The organism is Mesorhizobium metallidurans STM 2683 (genome assembly GCF_000350085.1).
Lineage (GTDB): Bacteria > Pseudomonadota > Alphaproteobacteria > Rhizobiales > Rhizobiaceae > Mesorhizobium > Mesorhizobium metallidurans.
Map to the genome: position 1 here is coordinate 1 of NZ_CAUM01000086.1, position 17,647 is coordinate 17,647.

At 64.8% G+C, this 17,647-nt stretch carries 18 protein-coding genes; 5 read left to right on the top strand and 13 right to left on the bottom strand.

Annotated elements, in window-relative coordinates; all coding sequences use genetic code 11:
* The first annotated feature begins 81 nt into the window (after positions 1-81).
* The 3 genes from MESS2_RS13830 (at position 82) to MESS2_RS13840 (ending at position 2,046) form a co-directional block, all read left to right on the top strand.
* Positions 82-780, top strand: a complete 699-nt coding sequence (locus MESS2_RS13830) for a phosphatidylserine decarboxylase (protein WP_008874953.1) — start codon at positions 82-84, stop codon at positions 778-780.
* 3 nt (positions 781-783) lie between these two features.
* The gene (locus tag MESS2_RS13835; protein ID WP_008874954.1) at positions 784-1,602 is read left to right on the top strand and encodes a CDP-alcohol phosphatidyltransferase family protein; all 819 of its coding nucleotides are present in this window, start codon (positions 784-786) and stop codon (positions 1,600-1,602) included.
* A gap of 180 nt (positions 1,603-1,782) precedes the next feature.
* The gene (locus MESS2_RS13840) at positions 1,783-2,046 is read left to right on the top strand and encodes a PH domain-containing protein (protein ID WP_008874955.1); all 264 of its coding nucleotides are present in this window, start codon (positions 1,783-1,785) and stop codon (positions 2,044-2,046) included.
* Between the two features lie 60 nt (positions 2,047-2,106).
* Here MESS2_RS13840 and MESS2_RS13845 read toward each other — a convergent pair whose 3' ends face one another.
* From MESS2_RS13845 to MESS2_RS32310, 3 genes are all read right to left on the bottom strand, one after another.
* Positions 2,107-4,329 (bottom strand): AMP-binding protein, encoded by a 2,223-nt coding sequence (locus tag MESS2_RS13845; RefSeq protein WP_008874956.1) that lies wholly within the window; start codon positions 4,327-4,329, stop codon positions 2,107-2,109.
* A 359-nt stretch (positions 4,330-4,688) separates the two neighbouring features.
* Positions 4,689-5,564 carry a DMT family transporter gene (locus tag MESS2_RS13850; protein ID WP_008874957.1) on the bottom strand — a complete coding sequence of 292 codons (876 nt, stop codon included), beginning with the start codon at positions 5,562-5,564 and terminating at the stop codon, positions 4,689-4,691.
* A 75-nt stretch (positions 5,565-5,639) separates the two neighbouring features.
* The gene (locus MESS2_RS32310; RefSeq protein WP_157357710.1) at positions 5,640-5,789 is read right to left on the bottom strand and encodes a hypothetical protein; all 150 of its coding nucleotides are present in this window, start codon (positions 5,787-5,789) and stop codon (positions 5,640-5,642) included.
* A gap of 9 nt (positions 5,790-5,798) precedes the next feature.
* On the opposite strand from MESS2_RS32310, the gene MESS2_RS13855 reads away from it, so the two are divergent.
* Complete coding sequence (locus MESS2_RS13855) at positions 5,799-6,824, top strand: MerR family transcriptional regulator (RefSeq protein ID WP_008874959.1); 1,026 nt, start codon at positions 5,799-5,801, stop codon at positions 6,822-6,824.
* 21 nt (positions 6,825-6,845) lie between these two features.
* On the opposite strand, the gene MESS2_RS13860 is transcribed toward MESS2_RS13855, so the two are convergent.
* On the bottom strand, positions 6,846-8,354 hold the full coding sequence (locus MESS2_RS13860; RefSeq protein ID WP_008874960.1) for a S10 family peptidase: 1,509 nt from the start codon (positions 8,352-8,354) through the stop codon (positions 6,846-6,848).
* Between the two features lie 133 nt (positions 8,355-8,487).
* On the opposite strand from MESS2_RS13860, the gene MESS2_RS13865 reads away from it, so the two are divergent.
* A complete protein-coding gene (locus MESS2_RS13865; protein WP_008874961.1) occupies positions 8,488-8,994 on the top strand; it encodes an OsmC family protein in 507 nt (168 codons plus the stop codon).
* Positions 8,995-9,022: 28 nt separating this feature from the next.
* Here the strand turns inward: MESS2_RS13865 and MESS2_RS13870 are convergent, their stop codons facing one another.
* The 9 genes from MESS2_RS13870 to MESS2_RS13910 form a co-directional block, all read right to left on the bottom strand.
* The gene (locus MESS2_RS13870) at positions 9,023-9,244 is read right to left on the bottom strand and encodes a hypothetical protein (RefSeq protein ID WP_006331491.1); all 222 of its coding nucleotides are present in this window, start codon (positions 9,242-9,244) and stop codon (positions 9,023-9,025) included.
* Positions 9,245-9,382: 138 nt separating this feature from the next.
* Entirely contained in the window at positions 9,383-10,012 is a 630-nt protein-coding gene (locus tag MESS2_RS13875) for a hypothetical protein (RefSeq protein WP_008874962.1), read from the bottom strand.
* 82 nt (positions 10,013-10,094) lie between these two features.
* Entirely contained in the window at positions 10,095-10,841 is a 747-nt protein-coding gene (locus MESS2_RS13880; RefSeq protein ID WP_008874963.1) for an SDR family NAD(P)-dependent oxidoreductase, read from the bottom strand.
* Positions 10,838-11,128: a hypothetical protein gene (locus MESS2_RS13885; RefSeq protein ID WP_008874964.1), complete on the bottom strand. Its 291-nt coding sequence runs from the start codon at positions 11,126-11,128 to the stop codon at positions 10,838-10,840. Before MESS2_RS13885 ends, MESS2_RS13880 begins: the two co-directional genes overlap by 4 nt.
* 27 nt (positions 11,129-11,155) lie before the next feature.
* Positions 11,156-12,637 (bottom strand): amidophosphoribosyltransferase, encoded by a 1,482-nt coding sequence (purF, locus tag MESS2_RS13890; RefSeq protein ID WP_008874965.1) that lies wholly within the window; start codon positions 12,635-12,637, stop codon positions 11,156-11,158.
* Between the two features lie 117 nt (positions 12,638-12,754).
* Complete coding sequence (locus MESS2_RS13895) at positions 12,755-13,438, bottom strand: CvpA family protein (RefSeq protein ID WP_008874966.1); 684 nt, start codon at positions 13,436-13,438, stop codon at positions 12,755-12,757.
* Positions 13,439-13,486: 48 nt separating this feature from the next.
* Complete coding sequence (gene radA / locus MESS2_RS13900) at positions 13,487-14,905, bottom strand: DNA repair protein RadA (protein WP_008874967.1); 1,419 nt, start codon at positions 14,903-14,905, stop codon at positions 13,487-13,489.
* Between the two features lie 243 nt (positions 14,906-15,148).
* Entirely contained in the window at positions 15,149-16,639 is a 1,491-nt protein-coding gene (locus MESS2_RS13905; RefSeq protein ID WP_008874968.1) for a replicative DNA helicase, read from the bottom strand.
* A gap of 250 nt (positions 16,640-16,889) precedes the next feature.
* A partial coding sequence (locus tag MESS2_RS13910; RefSeq protein ID WP_040593043.1) for a small ribosomal subunit Rsm22 family protein occupies positions 16,890-17,647 on the bottom strand: 758 nt, incomplete at its 5' end.

Here is a 17,647-nt window from a genome sequence, read left to right on the forward strand (position 1 = left end):
AGCCTCTCCCATTGTTGCGTTGCGGGAAGGGGGGCTTTCGGCTATTGAGGCCGGACTTGAAACAAGGACCGCCCCCATCCAATGAGCCTCGTCGACACGGTCAAGAATGCGTTCGTTCCGATCCATCGTGAGGGCTATCCCTTCATTGCCGCCTTCGCTGCGGCGACGTTGGTGCTCGGCTATTTCTCCTCGATCCTGTTCTGGGTCGGCCTCATCCTGACGGCATGGTGCGCTTATTTCTTCCGTGATCCCGAACGCGTCACGCCCGTCGACGACCGACTGGTGGTCAGTCCCGCCGACGGCATCATCTCGGCGGTTGGCCCGGCCGTGCCGCCGCGCGAGCTTGGTCTCGGCAGCGGCGAGATGACCCGTATTTCCGTGTTCATGAACGTCTTTTCCTGCCATGTGAACCGCGCCCCGGTGCGTGGCCGCATCTCCAGGATCGAGCATCGGCCGGGCAAATTCCTCAACGCCGAACTGGACAAGGCAAGTTCGGAGAACGAGCGCAACGGGCTGGTCATCGACAGCCCGAACGGCACGGTGGCCGCGGTGCAGATCGCCGGCCTGGTGGCGCGGCGCATCGTCTGCTGGGCCGAGGCCGGCAATGCGCTCGCCATCGGCGAACGTTTCGGGCTGATCCGCTTCGGTTCGCGCGTCGACGTGTTCCTGCCGTCGACCGCGACGCCGCGTGTCGCCGTCGGTCAGACCGCGGTCGGCGGCGAAACTGTATTGGCCGAATTCGGCGGCGTTGCCGCGACGCCGCTCGTACGGATTTCCTGACCGGTGGGCGCGCCGTTCAAGAAATTCGAGGCGCATGCCAGCGGCGGCCCGCGCATCCGCGAAATCCCGATGCGCATGGTGCTGCCCAATCTCGTCACCGTGCTTGCCATCTGCGCCGGCCTGTCCGGCATCCGCTTCGGCTTCGAAGGCCGCTTCGAGCCGGCGGTGGTGATGGTGCTGCTTGCCGCCTTTCTCGACGGCATCGACGGCCGCCTGGCGCGGATGTTGAAGGCGACATCCAAATTTGGCGCGCAGATGGATTCGCTGGCCGACATCGTCAATTTCGGCGTCGCCCCCGCCCTGGTTCTCTATGCCTTTCTGCTCGACCGCGCCGGTTCGCCGGGCTGGATCGCGGCGCTGTTATTCACCATTGCCTGCGGGCTGAGGCTTGCCCGTTTCAACGTGCTTGACGAGGAGAAGGCCGAACGTCCGCTTTGGCAGACCGAATATTTCGTCGGCGTACCGGCGCCGGCCGGCGCCGTGCTGGTCATGCTGCCGCTCTATCTCCATTTCCTAAGGCTTGGTCTGGAGCCGAGCCGCCTGGCCGCCTTCATCGCCACCGGTTTCACCATCCTCGTCGCCTTCCTGCTGGTCAGCCGGCTGCCGGTCTATTCCGGCAAGAGCATACGGATACCGGGCGACAAGGTGCTGCCGGTCATCCTCGGCGTCGTCCTCTATGTGCTGTTGCTGATGACCTATCCCTGGTACACGCTGACCGCGTCGGTCGGAGGCTACCTGATCTTCCTGCCGCTCAGCGTGCGCGCCTATACCAGGCGCGCCATGCGCGAGGGCGAGAAGGTTCCGCCCTCGGATATTGGTTAGCAAACCTGTCGCCAATCCAATTCGCTCCGGGCTCAACAGCCTTGTCGGAACCTGTCGGGCACTTTGAGCGTTCTGCCCAGGCGGAGCGGACGCTGGCACGCTAAGTACGACCTCGCGAAACGTTCCGTCAACGCTCCCGCAAGCTTCTGAATCAGGCGTGACCTGAAAGAGCGAGGAGAAATGGCTGTCATCCTCATTGGTGCGTTGCTCACTGTCGCTGGCATTGTGTACATGGCGGGCGCGGTCCTCAGGCACGGGCGGCTCAGCGATCCGGCGCCCGTTCCAGCGGCGCCGGATCGCCCGACACCGAATCTCGCAACGCCAGGGCCGACACTTGAGCCGCGGCGGCGCGGGCTCGGTTTCCTTGGCCTGTCGCAGAACTGGCCGGGCCTGCTCATGATGGGGGTCGGCATTATTCTGCTATTGTCGGCGGTGATCCCTTAGACCTCGAAAACCACCCATCTGCATCGCCGGAACGAATTCTCGACGAGGTCCGAAGAACCCTCAAGCCGCGGCGCTGAGCCCCAGCCGGTCGATCGCCAGCTTGCGGGTCGAGATATAGTCGGTCTTGCCCGAACCCAGCACCGGGATCTCCTCGACCTTGACGATATCGTTGGGCACCATCAATTCGGCAGCACCTGCCTTCTTGCCGAACTTGCGCAGTTCTTCCGCGTCGGCGTCGTCGGCGGTGGTAACCAGCACGATGCGCTCGCCGCGCCTTTTGTCCGGCACCGAGACCGCGGCATGGCGTTCTTCGGGCCACAGCGACTGCACCAGCATCTCGACCGCGCCCAGCGATACCATCTCGCCGGCGATCTTGGCGAAACGCTTGGCGCGGCCGCGAATGGTGATGAAACCCTCGCGATCGACCGAAACGATGTCGCCGGTGTCGTGCCAGCCATCGAGCGGCTGCAATTCGCCGGGCCGGTCCGCGGTCATATAGCCCATCATCAAATTGGGTCCATTGAGCCACAACTGCCCGGCGTCGCTGATGCCCTCGACCGGTTGGAGTTTCATGCGTATCGCCGGCAGCAGGCGCCCGACAGTGCCATCGCGGCTATGGATGGCGGTGTTGACGGCGACGACGGGTGCGGCCTCGGTCAGCCCGAAGCCTTCGATGATCTCGGCCTGGAAGCGCTCGCGGTAGACGCGGCGCGTCTCCGGCTTCACCGCCTCGGCGCCGGCGACGACGAAGCGCAGGCTGGAGAAATCGCCGTCCTTGGCGGTGCGCGCATAATTGGCGAGGAACGTGTCGGTGCCGAACATCACGGTCGGCCGCACCTTGCGCGCGATCTCGGGGATGATCTTGTAGTGAAGCGGCGAGGGGTAGAGGAACAGCCTTACCCCGGTGACCAGCGGCAGGATGGTGCCGCCCGTCAGGCCGAAGGAGTGGAACACCGGCAGCACGTTGAGCAGGATATCGGCCGGCGAGATGGTGATGCGGGCCTCAGCCTGCATGGCGTTGGCGTAAAGGTTCCGGTGTGACAGCAGCACCGCCTTGGGTGTGCCTTCCGAGCCAGACGTGAACAGGATCACCGCCGGCTTGGCCGCATCCTGCCGCTGCAGCGGCCAACGCCACAGCAACGCGGCGGCGAGTTTGTCCAGCGCGGTCACGCTCTCGCGGATATCCTCCAGCCACAACAGCTTGGCGCCGCCCTTCTCGACCGCCGCGACGATGTCGGCAAGGTCGGCCTTCTCGACGAAGGCGCGGGACGAAACCACGGTGCGGATCACCGCCGTGCGCACCGCCGCGGTGACGCTGGCCGGCCCTGCGGTGTAATTGATCATCGCCGCCACCCGGCCGGCCGACAGCAGGCCGACGAAGGACAATACGACGCCATTGGCGTTGGGCAGAAGCAGTCCGACCGCTTCGCCCGGCGCGGTTACCGCCTCGAAGCGGTGGCCCAGCACCCGTGCGCCTATGAACAGTTTGCGATAGCTGAGCGCGCCCGAGATGACGTCCTCGACAATCGGGTGCGAGGCGCCGACGCGGTCGGCGGCATCGCGCATGGCCAGGAACAAGCCGCGATCGAGATCGCTGCCGAACAGCCGCGCCTCGGCAAAGCGGTCGAACAGCGCATTGGTATTCGAGGCCTGGTCGGGGTTTCGCGCCACGAACTCGGCGATGGTCAATGGCTCCAGCACGCTGAGCGACAGGCGTGGAAACCAGCGGCGCGGCGCCTTGTCCGCCGGCGTCAACGACGCCGGCAGGGCGCGCGCGCCGGCGACGAAAATCGGCACGATGCTGGCGTCGGCCTGCATGGCGATGCGGGTGACGGCGCGAAACAGGCGAAACGTCTTGACGTCGGGCTCGACCGCGTCGGGCAGGTAGACGGCGAGGCGGCCCTTGCCCTTCAGCACCCGCACCAGCCGGCGACTGACAAAGACATGCTCGGCGTTGAAAACTATGGTGCGACCAAGCTCACGCCACGGCTCCAGCCAGGGGGACCGCGCCGAGACATCGTCGAGGATGTGCAAAGTGTCATCAGGCAAGAGCGACAGCATCAGCGCCGGCTCGATGCGCGACTGGTGCGAGATGACATAGATGATCGGGGCTGCCGCGTTGCGCGCGATCCTGATGCGGTCGTCATCGATACGATAGGCAAGTTTGAACGGCACATAGAGCAGCGCCTGGGTAAAGCGCAGGCCAAGGCGGAACTTTTCCACCACGCCAATCAGCAGCCAGGTCGCAACGAGGCCCGCAAGCAACGCCAGTGTCAGGATCATTGCCGCATCTTTCCCAACAGATTTTCGCTCCGCGGCTCTTTGGCGGCCGCTTCGGGGAAGAACCTAGACGAAGTGGGGGAGACGTCAATGTGGATGCGTGAGCAACTGGCTTCTCCAGTTGTAAGACCCGAAGCGCTGGCTGGCGAGGCTCGTGACTTGCCTCGGCGATGACGCCCGAACTGGATCAGCGTGTCTTCAATGTCAGCCCTTAAGCGCCGCAAAGAAAAAGCCGACCTTACGATCGGCTGGAGGTTAGACGGGTCGAGGGGTTTGGGGGGACTTGGGGGTGACCCGTCACGCCCACAATGCCTGAACCCCGTGATGGTTCCATGACTTTGCAAATTTATTTTAGCACATGATCAAAGTGCCGCGCGCTGCCGCGCCACCAACCAATCACGTCCGGCATGGGCGAATACGGCGCAGAGCACGATGGCGCCGCCGATCATGCTGGCAGCCGGCGGAATCTCGGCCAGGAACAGGAAGGCGAACAGGATCGCAAACGGCACTTCGGCCGAACCGAGCAGGCCGGATTCCGCCGCTGGAATGAGGCGCGCGCCCTCCGTCCACAGGATCGAGGCAAGCGCGAAGGAGGCGCCGAAGGTGACCAGCAGCACGGCATCCCTCGACGACACCGCCAATAGATCGGTAACGAACCAGCCGAGCACGAACAGAAGGAACGCCGACACGGCACCAGCCCAGACCACCGGCGTGTCGCGGAAAGCGCGCACCATGATCATGTACAGCGCGCTGCCGATCGTCATCAGCAGCGCCAGCCCGTCGCCCAAGAGATGCCCGGCGCCGAAGCCGGACCAAACCATGATGCCCACGCCGCAGAGAGACACGGCGGCGGCCAACATCGTCTGTAGCCGGATTCTCTCGCGCACCAGAACCCAGGCCAGCAGCGCGGTGACGAAGGGCGCGGTGGCGTAGATGACGGCGACATTGGCGACGAAGGTGAATTTGAACGCCGAGATGAAGGCGATGCTGGCCAGCGCCCCTTCGACGGCCAGCAGCCAGCCGCGCCAGCCAAGCCGCAGGCTCTCGCGCCCGCCGGAGCGGCGGCGGCGCCACAGCACATAGAGCGTGATCAGGATCGAGCCGACAAAGCCGCGCCAGCAGGTGATGGTCAGTGGATCGGCTTGGATCGACTTGGTCAAGACACCGGTCAGGCCGAAGACAGCCGCCGACGCCGAAACCAGGATGATGCCAAGGGTTCGCTCGGTGGTGCCCGGCATGCTCAAAACCTCAGTCATTTCGCCAGACTACGCCGTGTCGTCCTGACACCATACTGTCAGCAGGATCGCCCGGTCCTACGGCCGCTTGCGGAAATGTTCGTTGCCGACGATCAGCAGGCCGGCCGCGAAGATCAGGGCAGACTTGGCCGCGGGACACACTTCGAACGTCGCTGTTGACTTGGCCCCTGGGTCAGCCCCGATAAGAAAGCGGTCAGCCAGCAACAAGGTGATTCCATGCGCTCCTCCGCCCAGTTCCTGAACGCTTCCGAAGCCGCCAACCGGCTCGGCGTCTCGGCCAAGGCCCTGCGGCTCTACGAGCAGCGTGGCCTGATCGCTCCGATCCGCACCGCGGCCGGATGGCGGGCCTACGGTCCTGTCGAGATGAGCCGCGCCGCCGAGATCGCGGCATTGCGCGGGCTTGGCTTCAGCCTGGCCCAGGTGGCGCGGGTGCTGGAGGGCGACGCCAGAGGCATGGAGCCAGCCTTGGCCGCGCACCAGGCGATCCTCGAGGGCCGGTTGCGCCAGCTTGTCGGCATTATCGAGAAGATCGGCAGCCTGCGGGACGGCCTCGCTCGAGGCGAAGCGCCAACTGTTGCGGAACTGGCGCGCCTGATGATGCCAGATACCGGACCCGGCGTCGCTTTCGACCTTCCCTGGCCCTGGGGCGGCGAGCGGTTCGAACTGGGACCGGTCCGGGCGCTGAACTATATCATCGGTCCGCTGGGCAGCGGCAAGACCCGGCTGGCGCGGCGCCTTGCCGAGAGCCTGCCCAACACCGCTTTCCTTGGCCTGGACCGTTTGGCGGACGGCGGCGCGCCAGTTCTGGCCCGCATGGACGCCGATCCGGCTCTGGGAGCGCGAGTCGACCGGACGATGGCCTGGCTGGTCGAGGATGGCGCCGCGGTGTCGGACGTACTGCTTGCCCTCCTTGCCGGATTGGAGGCCGAAGGTCCGGCTACCCTGGTCGTCGACATGATCGAGCACGGGCTGGACCAGGCTTCCCAGGAGGCGCTGATTGCCCATCTGCGCCACCGTGGCCGGCCGCTTTTCCTGCTCACACGCTCCCGCGCGATACTGGACCTGGCGACTGTCGGGACCGACGAAGCGATCATCCTCTGCCCCGCCAATCACAGCCCGCCAACCTATGTCGCCCCGTACCCCGGCACTCCCGGCTACGAGGCGGTCGCCACCTGCCTGGCCTCACCTGAGGTGCGGGCGCGGACGCAGGGCGTCATTGCGTGGCGGCCTGAGGTCGCCTGAAGCCCTTCAGGCGCGACGTGCTCACTGCGTCGCCTGGTAGAGTTCCGAAGCGGCCTCTTTCAGCGCGCGCCGGCCGTCCGGCCTGAAATACATCATGTGCCCGCCCTCCACGACATCGAGACGGATGGATTTTGCATCGGCGAGCGACGGAATCTGATTCACCAGATAACGCGAGGCCAGATAGGGTGTGACGAGGTCGGTGTAGCCGTTGACGATCACGACGCCGAGCGCAGGGTTCAAGGCGCGCGCCCGCTGCAGATCGTCCATCACCCCGGCATAGCCTTGCCGCGAGGTGCCATAGTCCCAATTGCGGCTGATCTCCCCGTTGAGCAACCGGTAGCTGACATCGGTGCGGTAGTTCAGTTCGTTCCTGATATAGCCGGTGAAGGCCGAGGTCAGTACCGGCACGCTGCGGTCGAGCACCGGATCCGGGCCGGCGATGCGGGCGCTCTCGGGCGCGATGTCTGCGGTGGCGATCGTGCCGTCATAGGGGCTGAGCACCTTGCCATTGGCGCGGGCAAACTCCCTGGCGAACAGGCCGGTCGGGATACGGGCGAAATTCCGCTGCACGAGTTCGAGCGGCAGGCCGGTGATGTCGGCCACGCGCTGGCTGGCCACCCGCCCGCCTCGCTCCAGACCGCTGGCCAGCGCCACCAGATAGTCGCCGAGCGCATAGCGTTCCACTTCCGCCAGCTTCTCCTGAAGCGCATTGCCGGTAATGCCCTCGCTGCGCAGGCGCACCGCCGCGAGCGACGGCAGTTCGAGCGCCCAGTGCAGCAGCTCGAACTCGTCGGGCTGTACCAGCATGAACTCCAGCGCCGGCGAGATCAGCACGATGCCGTTCGGGCTGATGCCGATATCTTCCTGCAGGGTTCTGGCGAGCAGCGCCGCCCGGAAGCCGCCATAGCTTTCGCCGGCGAGGAAGAGCGGCGATCCGGTGCGGCCGTTCTGCGCAAGATAAAGCCGGATGAAGGCGCCTATCGAATTGGCATCCTGGTTGATCCCCCAGAAGTCGCGTGTGTTCTGGCCCGGCGCCTCACGGCTGTAGCCGGTTCCGACGGGATCGACGAAGACGAGGTCGGTCATGTCGAGCCAGCTGTCCGGGTTGTCGATGAGTTTTTGCGGCGAGGGCAGGAATTGCCCATCGGCTCCGGTAGCGATTATGCGCGGGCCGAGCGCGCCGAGATGCAGATAGGCGGACGCCGCTCCGGGACCGCCGTTGAACACGAAGGTGATGGGACGCTGCGGCTCCTGCGCCGCGTCCGGCGACCGTCTAATATAGGCGACATAGAAGATCTCCGCCGTGACATCGCCCTTGCCGGAAAGCAGCGACAGCGTGCCGGCCTTTGCCTGATAGTCGAGCTTGCGCCCGGCAAGCGTGATCGAATGGTCTGTTGTCTGCGGTGGCGGCAACAGCGACAGCACGCCGCCTGTGGGCGCCGGCCGCTCCGTCGTTTCGGCCAGACCAGGCTGCGCGAGGGCGGCAAGCATCAGCAGGATGAGTGGGACCAGTTTCAGCTTGAACGGCATGACGCCTCCGCGAGAACAACTCCCGCATAGGTATGGGCGAGGCGATCGAAGTCAAAGGAAATGGCTTTGGATTGCTCATATGTCCCGGGCGACATGCTATCCAGGCGCCTAGGACTGTCGAAAAGGAATGGAAATGGACGTGACCGCACTCAAGGCCATGCAGGCGCCGCTGAAGGAGGCCTATCGGGACGATGCTTCGCGCGCACTGATCACGCTCAAGGCCAAGGGCTCGATCGACGATCAGTCGATCGCTTGCAAGGTCGAGACGGGCCGGGCGCTTGCCGTTGCCGGTCTGCATCCCGCGACCGGCGGTTCCGGGCTCGAACTCTGCTCGGGCGACATGCTGCTGGAGGCACTGGTCGCGTGCGCCGGCGTGACGTTGAAGGCAGTGGCGACGGCGCTGGAATTCAGGCTCGGCGCCGCCACGGTGGAAGCCGAAGGCGATCTCGATTTTCGCGGCACGCTTGGAGTCGCCAGGGATGCGCCGGTCGGCTTCCGCGCCATCCGGCTGAATTTCGGCCTTGACACCGACGAGCCGCAGGAGCGCGTCGATACGCTGCTGAAGCTGACCGAACGCTACTGCGTGGTGTTCCAGACCATCAACCAGAAGCCTGAATTGACGGTGAGCGCGCGACGTTGACGCTGCTAATGTTGCAGCGCCATGCCATCTACTGTGCCGATGGTTCCTCGGCGTCGCCTTCATCGGTGAAGGGCGAAGCGCTCGGCACGCACTGCACCGACCAGCCGGTCGGCGTCGGCTGCTTCTGGTATTCGGTGACGGCGTTGGTGCACTGTTCGCGGGTGTCGAAGGTGCTGGGCAGCACGACCATGCCGCCCTGCGGACCGGCGATCACCAGATACCAGACCAAAGCTACGCTCGAAGCCGCCATGGGAATTTCCTCGCTGTGATTGTTGTGGGAGTTGCGGTGATCCTATCAACTCCGCACGACAGACGAAAGCACGGCCGGGTCTCGGATGGTGCGCCACAGCATCACAGGCGCGTGATGTCAGCCGATCGCGGCTACCGCTCAGTTCGTTGCAAAGCAGTAGAACAGGCCGTCGCCGCCGGTGCCCTTCAGCGCATCCTGGCTGCAGCCGCCGCGCGAGGCGTGCGAGGAGTTCCACGATTTGGCGGCAGCCGAATCGTCGAGGCCCGTGCGGTCATGATGGCCCATCATCGCCGCGCCCTCGGCGTCGCTCATCGTCCAGTCGCCGCAGGTCTGGTCGGCGATCTTCGTGCCATCGGGCTTGGAGCCGGTCAGTATGTCGTGACGGTTCGGCTTGTCGCCGCGGCCGCTGACCACTTCGCCCTTTTCATCGAGCGCTGTCTGCTTGGTGATGCCATTGGCGTCGCTGTGCAGCGAAGCGATGTCGTCGGCGATCTTGACGCCCTTGGCGTCGAACCACGGCCCCTTGCCGATGCGGTCGCGTGCATCGGTATCGCCGGTCGAGAGATAGGCTGCCCAGGTCTTGCCGGTGACGCCGGCGGCTTCGGCCAGCGAGGCGCAATGCGCGTCCGCACCCTTCAGCCCGCCGAGATCGGCGCCCTTGCCGGATCCCACGCTGGTGACGAAGAAACTCATCGTCGCATCTTGTGACGAGGCAACGCCGGCGGCCGCAAGCAGGGTGGCGGCGGTAACGAGAAGCAGTCTGCGCATGATGGTCCTCCGTTTTTGCGAATCGTGGCATTCGAACAACGTTGGTCCCGGCGGGATTCTTCCAGCAAAACGCTGGATGCGGCTACTCCGGCTGCCGGTAGGCGACAAAGCGGTTGTGCTTGGCCTGGAAGATCAGCCCGGTTTCCTTCAGATCCGGGCTGGCCAGCGGCACGATGCGCTTGGCGATCTCTGAGGGGTGCGGCAGCGTCTCCGGATCCTCGCCGGGCACGGCCTGCGCGCGCATGGCGGTGCGTGTGGCGCCGGGGTCGGCGGCGTTGACGCGGAGCGGCAGGTTTTCCGCCTCATGCGCCCAGGAGCGCATCATCGTTTCGACCGCTGCCTTCGAGGCCGCGTAAGGCGCCCAGAAAGCGCGCGCCGAATGCGCGGCGTTGGACGACAGGATGATTGCGCGGCCGGCGTCGGAGGCCCTCAGCAGCGGGTCGACCGAGCGGATCAGCCGCCAGGTCGAAGTGACGTTGATGGTCATCACCTTCTCGAAGGTCTTGGCCTCGACATGGCCGATCGGCGAGATGACGCCGAGCACGGCGGCGTTGGCGACCAGGATGTCGAGCTTGCCCCAGCGCTCGTGGATGGCGCCGCCCAACCGGTCGATGCCTGCCATGTCGGCAAGATCGAGCGGCACAAGTGTGGCTTGTCCGCCAGCCGCCTTGATCTGGTCGTCGAGTTCCTCCAGCCCGCCGACGGTGCGCGCGACCGCAATCACATGCGCGCCGGCTGCCGCCAGTTCCTTGGCGATGAAATAACCGATGCCGCGCGAGGCGCCGGTGACGACCGCGATGCGGCCGGAGAGGTCGAGGGCGGGGGTCATGAATTATTCTTGGGTTGCTGGTCTAAGAACGACAGCTGAATAAAAGAAATCAACTGCTTGGCGGAATCCTCATGAAGAGGAATAAAAACCGTTGAATCGCCACCGATGGCCTTGATGACGACGTATCTGTTTTGCGTCTCCTTTGACTCTCTCACCTGGCAAAAGAAGAACCCGTTCCCGAGAGGCGTATCAATATCGACCTCGGCATCTATCTGATCTTTGAGCAGGGATTTCGCGAAAGAAAATGAATCACTGAGATTGTGCCACAAGCCCCTTAGCGTGCCCATGTCTCACCATTCCCCGGAGCTGAAATTCTAGGCCCCGCTCGCCGCCAGCAGCGACAGCGTGCGCACATTGTCGGAGCCTTCGAAGTCGGCAAGCCGCGTCGGGTATTGCCCTGTAAAACAGGCGTCGCAGAATTGCGGCTGCTCGTTGTTGCGGCCGGCTTCGCCGACGGCGCGGTAGAGCCCGTCGATACTGAGGAAGCCGAGCGAATCGACGCGGATGAAATCGGCCATCTCCTCCACCGACATGCGCGACGCGAGCAGCTTCGATTTCTCCGGCGTGTCGACGCCATAGAAGCACGAGGCGCGCGTCGGCGGCGAGGCGATGCGCATATGCACTTCCTTGGCGCCGGCATCGCGCACCATCTGCACGATCTTCTGGCTGGTGGTGCCCCGCACGATACTGTCGTCGACCAGCACTACGCGCTTGCCCTCGATCATGCGGCGGTTGGCGTTGTGCTTGAGCTTGACGCCCATGTGGCGGATCGAATCGCCGGGCTGGATGAAGGTGCGGCCGACATAGTGGTTGCGGATGATGCCGAGCTCGAACGGAATGCCTGCGGCCTGGGAAAAGCCGATCGCCGCCGGCGTGCCCGAATCCGGCACCGGCACGACAATGTCGGCCTCCACCGGGCTTTCGAGCGCCAGCTCGGCGCCGATGCGCTTACGCACCTCGTAGACGTTGCGGCCTTCGACCGAGGAATCCGGACGCGCGAAATAGACATATTCGAAGATGCAGAAGCGGGTCTTCTGCGGCTCGAAGGGGAACAGGCTCTCGATGCCCTTGGCGGTGACGACGACCATCTCGCCGGGCTTCAGGTCGCGCACGAAACGCGCGCCGATGATGTCGAGCGCGCAGGTTTCGGAAGCCAGGATCCAGGCGCCGTCGAGATCGCCCAGCACCAGCGGGCGGATGCCCAGCGGATCGCGGCAGCCGATCATCTTCTTGGCCGTCATCGCCACCAGCGAGAAGGCGCCTTCGACCTGGCGCACCGCATCGATGAAGCGCGAATTCAGGTCGCGCTCCTTGCTGGTGGCGACCAGATGCAGGATCGTCTCGGTGTCGGAGGTCGACGAAAAGATCGCGCCCTGTTTCTGCAGCGCGCGCTGCACGGTCATGGCGTTGGTGAGGTTGCCATTGTGGGCGACGGCGAAGCCGCCATCGGCGAGTTCGGCGAAAAATGGCTGGATGTTGCGCAGGCCGGCGCCACCGGTGGTGGCGTAGCGCGTATGGCCGATGGCGCGGTTGCCTTGCAGGCTGTCGATGACATGCTGCTTGGTGAAGGTGTCGCCGATCAGGCCGACATGGCGTTCGACATGGAACTGGGTGCCGTCATAGGAAACGATGCCGGCAGCTTCCTGGCCGCGATGCTGGAGCGCATGCAGGCCGAGTGTGACGATGGCTGCGGCGTCCTGCCGGCCGAAAATGCCGAACACACCGCATTCGTCATGGAAATGGTCGTCGGCTTCGGCGGAAAGCACGTCGTCTGCGTCTGCCTTCGAAACTGCCATCGGGCTCAAGCTCCGCTAAAATCGCCATATAAGGCGATCGCGCGTCGAAAGCAACGCACGCCGTGCGGCATTCACATCATCGTTTGTCCGTGGCGCCGCGGACTGGGCTGTCCGGCCCTAGTTTGCCGGAGCCGGAGTGGCTGGCGGGGTGGCTGGCGCGTTGTCGGCCGGTGGCGCGTCGGTTTCGCTGTCGTCGGGCGCCGGAGCTTCGTCGCCGGTTGCCGGGGCGTCAGCCGCGGGCGCATCGGGAGCCGCAGGCGTCTCGGCGCCGGCCTCGGGTGCGGCCGGCTGATTCGGATTGAGCTGCTTGAGGATGGTGTTTTCCGGATCCTCGGGCAGCATGCTTTCGAGCTTGGCACCGATCGATTCGAGCAGCGGCCGCGATTTGGCGTTGGCGACCCAGCCTGGAGCCTTGGCGCCGGCCAGCCAGTTGAAGAACAGCAAGGCCACCGCAACGACCAGGATGCCGCGCGCCGCGCCGTAGAGGAAGCCCAGCGTGCGGTCGAGCGCGCCGATCCTGGAATCGATGATCCAGTCCGCGAGCTTCATGGTGATGACGGAAACCACGATCAGCGCGACGACGAAGACGATGCCGGCGGACGCCGCCATGGCGATCTTCTCATTCTCGATATAGGGCTGAACGTAAGGCAGGACCGGCTTGTAGAGGAAGAACGCCGCGGCCGCCGCTGCTATCCAGGCGATGATGGACAGGACCTCGCGCGAAAAGCCGCGGACCATGGCGAGCATCGCCGAGACCAGGGTGAAGCCGACGAGAATTCCGTCAAGCAGCGTAATCGGCATGTCTTTTGCCCCACTCCGATCTCTTTTTCACGACTCGGGCGAGCCGCGTCACTCTTGCTCGTCGGCGCGGCTGCGCCGCGAGCCGGCTATGCGCGCCACGAGGTCGGCCAGCTCGGTGGGCTGGAAAGCGCCGGCCCCTATCCCCCCGGCTCCATTGCCACCAACAAGTTCCTCGCTGCCCAAAGGCAGAACCGCACTTCCAAAACCCAGCTTTTCGGCTTCCTTGAGGCGCTGTTGCGCATGCGCAACCGGCCTCACGGCGCCCGAAAGGCTGATTTCGCCGAAATAGACGCAATCTGCCGGAAGGGCAAGACCGGTGAGCGACGAAACCAGTGCGGCGGCGACCGCGAGATCGGCGGCCGGCTCCGTGATGCGGTAGCCGCCGGCGACGTTGAGATAGACGTCGTGCGTGCCGAAGCGGACCCCGCAATGGGCTTCGAGAACGGCGAGGATCATCGCCAGCCGGGCGCCGTCCCAGCCGACGACGGCGCGGCGCGGCGTGCCCAGCGACGACGGCGCCACCAGCGCCTGGATCTCGACCAGCACCGGACGCGTGCCTTCCATGCCGGCGAAAACCGCCGCTCCCGGCGATTTTGCATGGCGTTCGCCAAGAAACAGCTCGGACGGATTGGCGACCTCGCGCAGGCCCTTGTCCGACATTTCGAAGACGCCGATCTCGTCGGTCGGCCCGAACCGGTTCTTGACCGTGCGCAGGATGCGGTAGTGGTGGCCGCCTTCGCCCTCGAAATAGAGCACGGCGTCGACCATGTGCTCGACGACGCGCGGCCCGGCGATCTGGCCTTCCTTGGTGACGTGGCCGACGAGCACGATCGCGGCCCCTGTGGATTTCGCATAGCGGATCATCGCCTGGGCGGCGGCGCGCACCTGGGTGACGGTGCCGGGCGCCGAATCGGCCATGTCGGTCCACAAGGTCTGGATCGAATCGAGGATCACCAGATCCGGCCGCTTGCCGTCGGCGATTGTGGCCAGGATGTCCTCTACATTGGTCTCGGCGGCCAGCTCTACCGGCGTGTCGGCGACGCCGAGCCGTTGCGCCCGTAGCCTGATCTGCGCGACGGCCTCTTCGCCCGAGACATAGACGATGCGGTGGCCTTTTGCCGCCAGTGCCGCGGCCGCCTGGGTCAAAAGCGTCGACTTGCCGATACCCGGGTCACCGCCGACCAGCAGCGCCGAACCGCGCACGAAGCCACCACCGGTGGCACGGTCGAGCTCGCCGATGCCGGAGACGATGCGTGGCGCATCCTCGATGTCGCCTGACAGGCTGGTCAGCACCACGGCGCGGCCCTTGCGGGCGTTGCGGGTGTTGGCCGGGCCTGAACCGATGCCGCCAGCCGTGCCTTCCTCGACCAGCGTGTTCCACTCGCCGCAGGCATCGCATTTGCCGGCCCAGCGCTGATGCACCGAGCCGCAATTCTGGCAGATGAACTGGACGCGCGATTTGGCCATCAGGCGTGGCCCGGTTCGGGTGTGGCAGGTGCCAGCGAAGGATAGGCAGGCGGGACAGCGCCCCCCTCTGTTCTGCCGGACATCTCCCCCTCAAGGGGGGAGATCAAATGTCTCGGCGGATTTCGCCAATCATCAGCGTTGCAGGATGTGCGGCTGGATCGAAGCTGCCAATCTCCCCACTTGAGGGGGAGATGTCCGGCAGGACAGAGGGGGGCGCGAAGGAATGAGACCTCTCTCAAGATGTCACTCAAACCTCTCCGCAATATGATGCTCTTCCGCAAGGTCGGAGAAGCGGGTGAACTCGCCCTGGAAGGCGAGGCTGACCGAGCCGGTCGGCCCATGGCGCTGCTTGGCGACGATGACCTCGGCCTTGCCGCGCATTTCGTTCATCTCGTTTTCCCATTTCATGTATTCGTCGGTGCCGGGCTTCGGCTCGCGGTTCTTCAGATAATATTCCTCGCGATAGACGAACATCACCACGTCGGCGTCCTGCTCGATCGAGCCCGATTCGCGCAGATCCGAGAGCTGCGGGCGCTTGTCGTCGCGGCTTTCGACCTGACGCGACAGCTGCGACAGCGCGATGATCGGCACGCCGAGCTCCTTGGCCAGCGCCTTCAGGCCCGTGGTGATCTCTGTGATTTCCTGCACGCGGTTCTGCGAGGCTTTTGCGCTCGACCCTTGCATCAGCTGGATATAGTCGATGACGATGACGTCGAGGCCGCGCTGCCGCTTCAGCCGACGCGCGCGGGCCGACAATTGCGCGATGGAGATACCGCCGGTCTGGTCGATGAACAGCGGGATCTTCTGCATGGTCTGCGAGCAGGCGACCAGCTTCTCGAAATCCATCTCTGAAATCTCGCCGCGGCGTATCTTCGACGACGGGATTTCGGTCTGCTCGGAAATGATGCGGGTGGCGAGCTGTTCCGACGACATTTCGAGCGAGAAGAAGCCGACGACGCCGCCATTGGCCGCCTTGAACGAACCGTCGGCCTGCTGGGCCGGCACATAGGCCTCGGCGATGTTGAAGGCCATGTTGGTGGCAAGCGAGGTCTTGCCCATACCGGGGCGGCCGGCGATGATGATCAGGTCGGACGGCTGCAAGCCGCCCATGCGGCGGTCGAGGTCGCGCAGGCCCGTAGCGACGCCCGACAAATGCCCGTCGCGCATATAGGCGGCGTTGGCCATGTCGACGGCGGTCTTGACCGCGTCGGTGAAGCTCTCGAAGCCGCCATCGTAGCGGCCGGTCTCGGCCAGTTCGAACAGGCGCCGCTCGGCATCCTCGATCTGCTCGGACGGCGACATGTCGACCGGCGCGTCATAGGCGATGTTGACCATGTCCTCGCCGACGGTGATCAGCGCGCGCCGCGTGGCGAGATCGTAGATGGCGCGGCCGTAGTCGGCGGCGTTGACGACGGTGACCGCCTCGACGGCCAGCCGCACGACATATTGCGCCACCGTCATGTCGCCGACCTTCTCGTCGGCCGGCAGGAAGGTCTTCAGCGTGATCGGCGTCGCTATCTTGCCCATGCGGATGAGTTCGGCCGCGACCTCGAAGATCTTTCTATGCAGCGGCTCGTAGAAATGGCCTGACTTGAGGAAGTCCGAGACACGGTAGAAGGCATCGTTGTTGACGAGGATGGCGCCGAGCAGCGCCTGCTCGGCCTCGATGTTGTTCGGTGCCTCGCGATAGAGCGGTTGTTCCGCGACGCCAAATTTTCGCGCTGCCTCTGCCATGATGTCCCCGATTTTGATCCCGGCTTCTCGATATCAGAACGAGAAAAGGCTGGTGCTGACTTATATGCATCACTCGCGCCCAAACAGCGTTGATGCCCGCTGTTCACAGGAACGGCAAACCGTCCACAGGACAGAATTCCCGGGCTCTGATTCCATTTGACTCGGCAAGGCCGCGATTCTACGCGACGGTTTGAACAAAGCAAGAACAAAAAACAAAGAAAGGGAAGCTGCACCGGGAATCGACGCGAGATTAGATTGAGTCGCCCCAGTCGAGCCGTCGCGCCAGCTTGAGCATCTCGCCATCGCGCTTGGTGAACAGTTTTTCGCCGGCACTGCCGTCCTTTTGGCAAAGCTTGAGCAGAACCTTGCCTGAGCCGGATTTAGGCGGCGCGATCACCCGCGCGGCGCGTGACGAGGCAGGGTGCCGCGAGGCGGCGACATAGATGAATTTCTCGTCCTCCCACGGCACGTCGGCGTCCTTGGCCAGCCGGTGCAGGCGCGAGCGGGCGACGCGATGCGAAAAATGGCACCAGTCGGGTGCCGCGAGGGGGCAGGGCGCCTCATGCGGGCAAGGGGCAAGGATATGCGCGCCGGCCTCGATCAATTGCCGGCGAACGGCCAGGATTCGCCGCCATCCGGCCGGCGTGCCCGGCTCGACCACCAGAAGCGTGTCGGCGGTGAGCTGCCAGAGCCTGTCGACGAGCTTGGGTAGCGATGCCGGCGCAATCTCGTCCAGCACATAGGCGCAAGTGATCAGATCGGCCGGCTTGAGCTCGCCAAGGTCGATGGTGACATCGCCGGCCAGCCAGGCGATCCTGGCCGTGATCGCCTCAGTGGCAAGAGCCTCGCCGACCCGGCGCACCGCGGCGCTCGCCTCGATCAGCACCGCTTCTTCGAGATCTGGCCAGAGGTCGGCCGTGGCCCAAAGCACTGTGCCAGGACCGGCGCCGACATCGAGCAGGGTTTTCGGTGCGTAAGCGGGCCGGGCGTCGCTTAGGACAGTCGTCA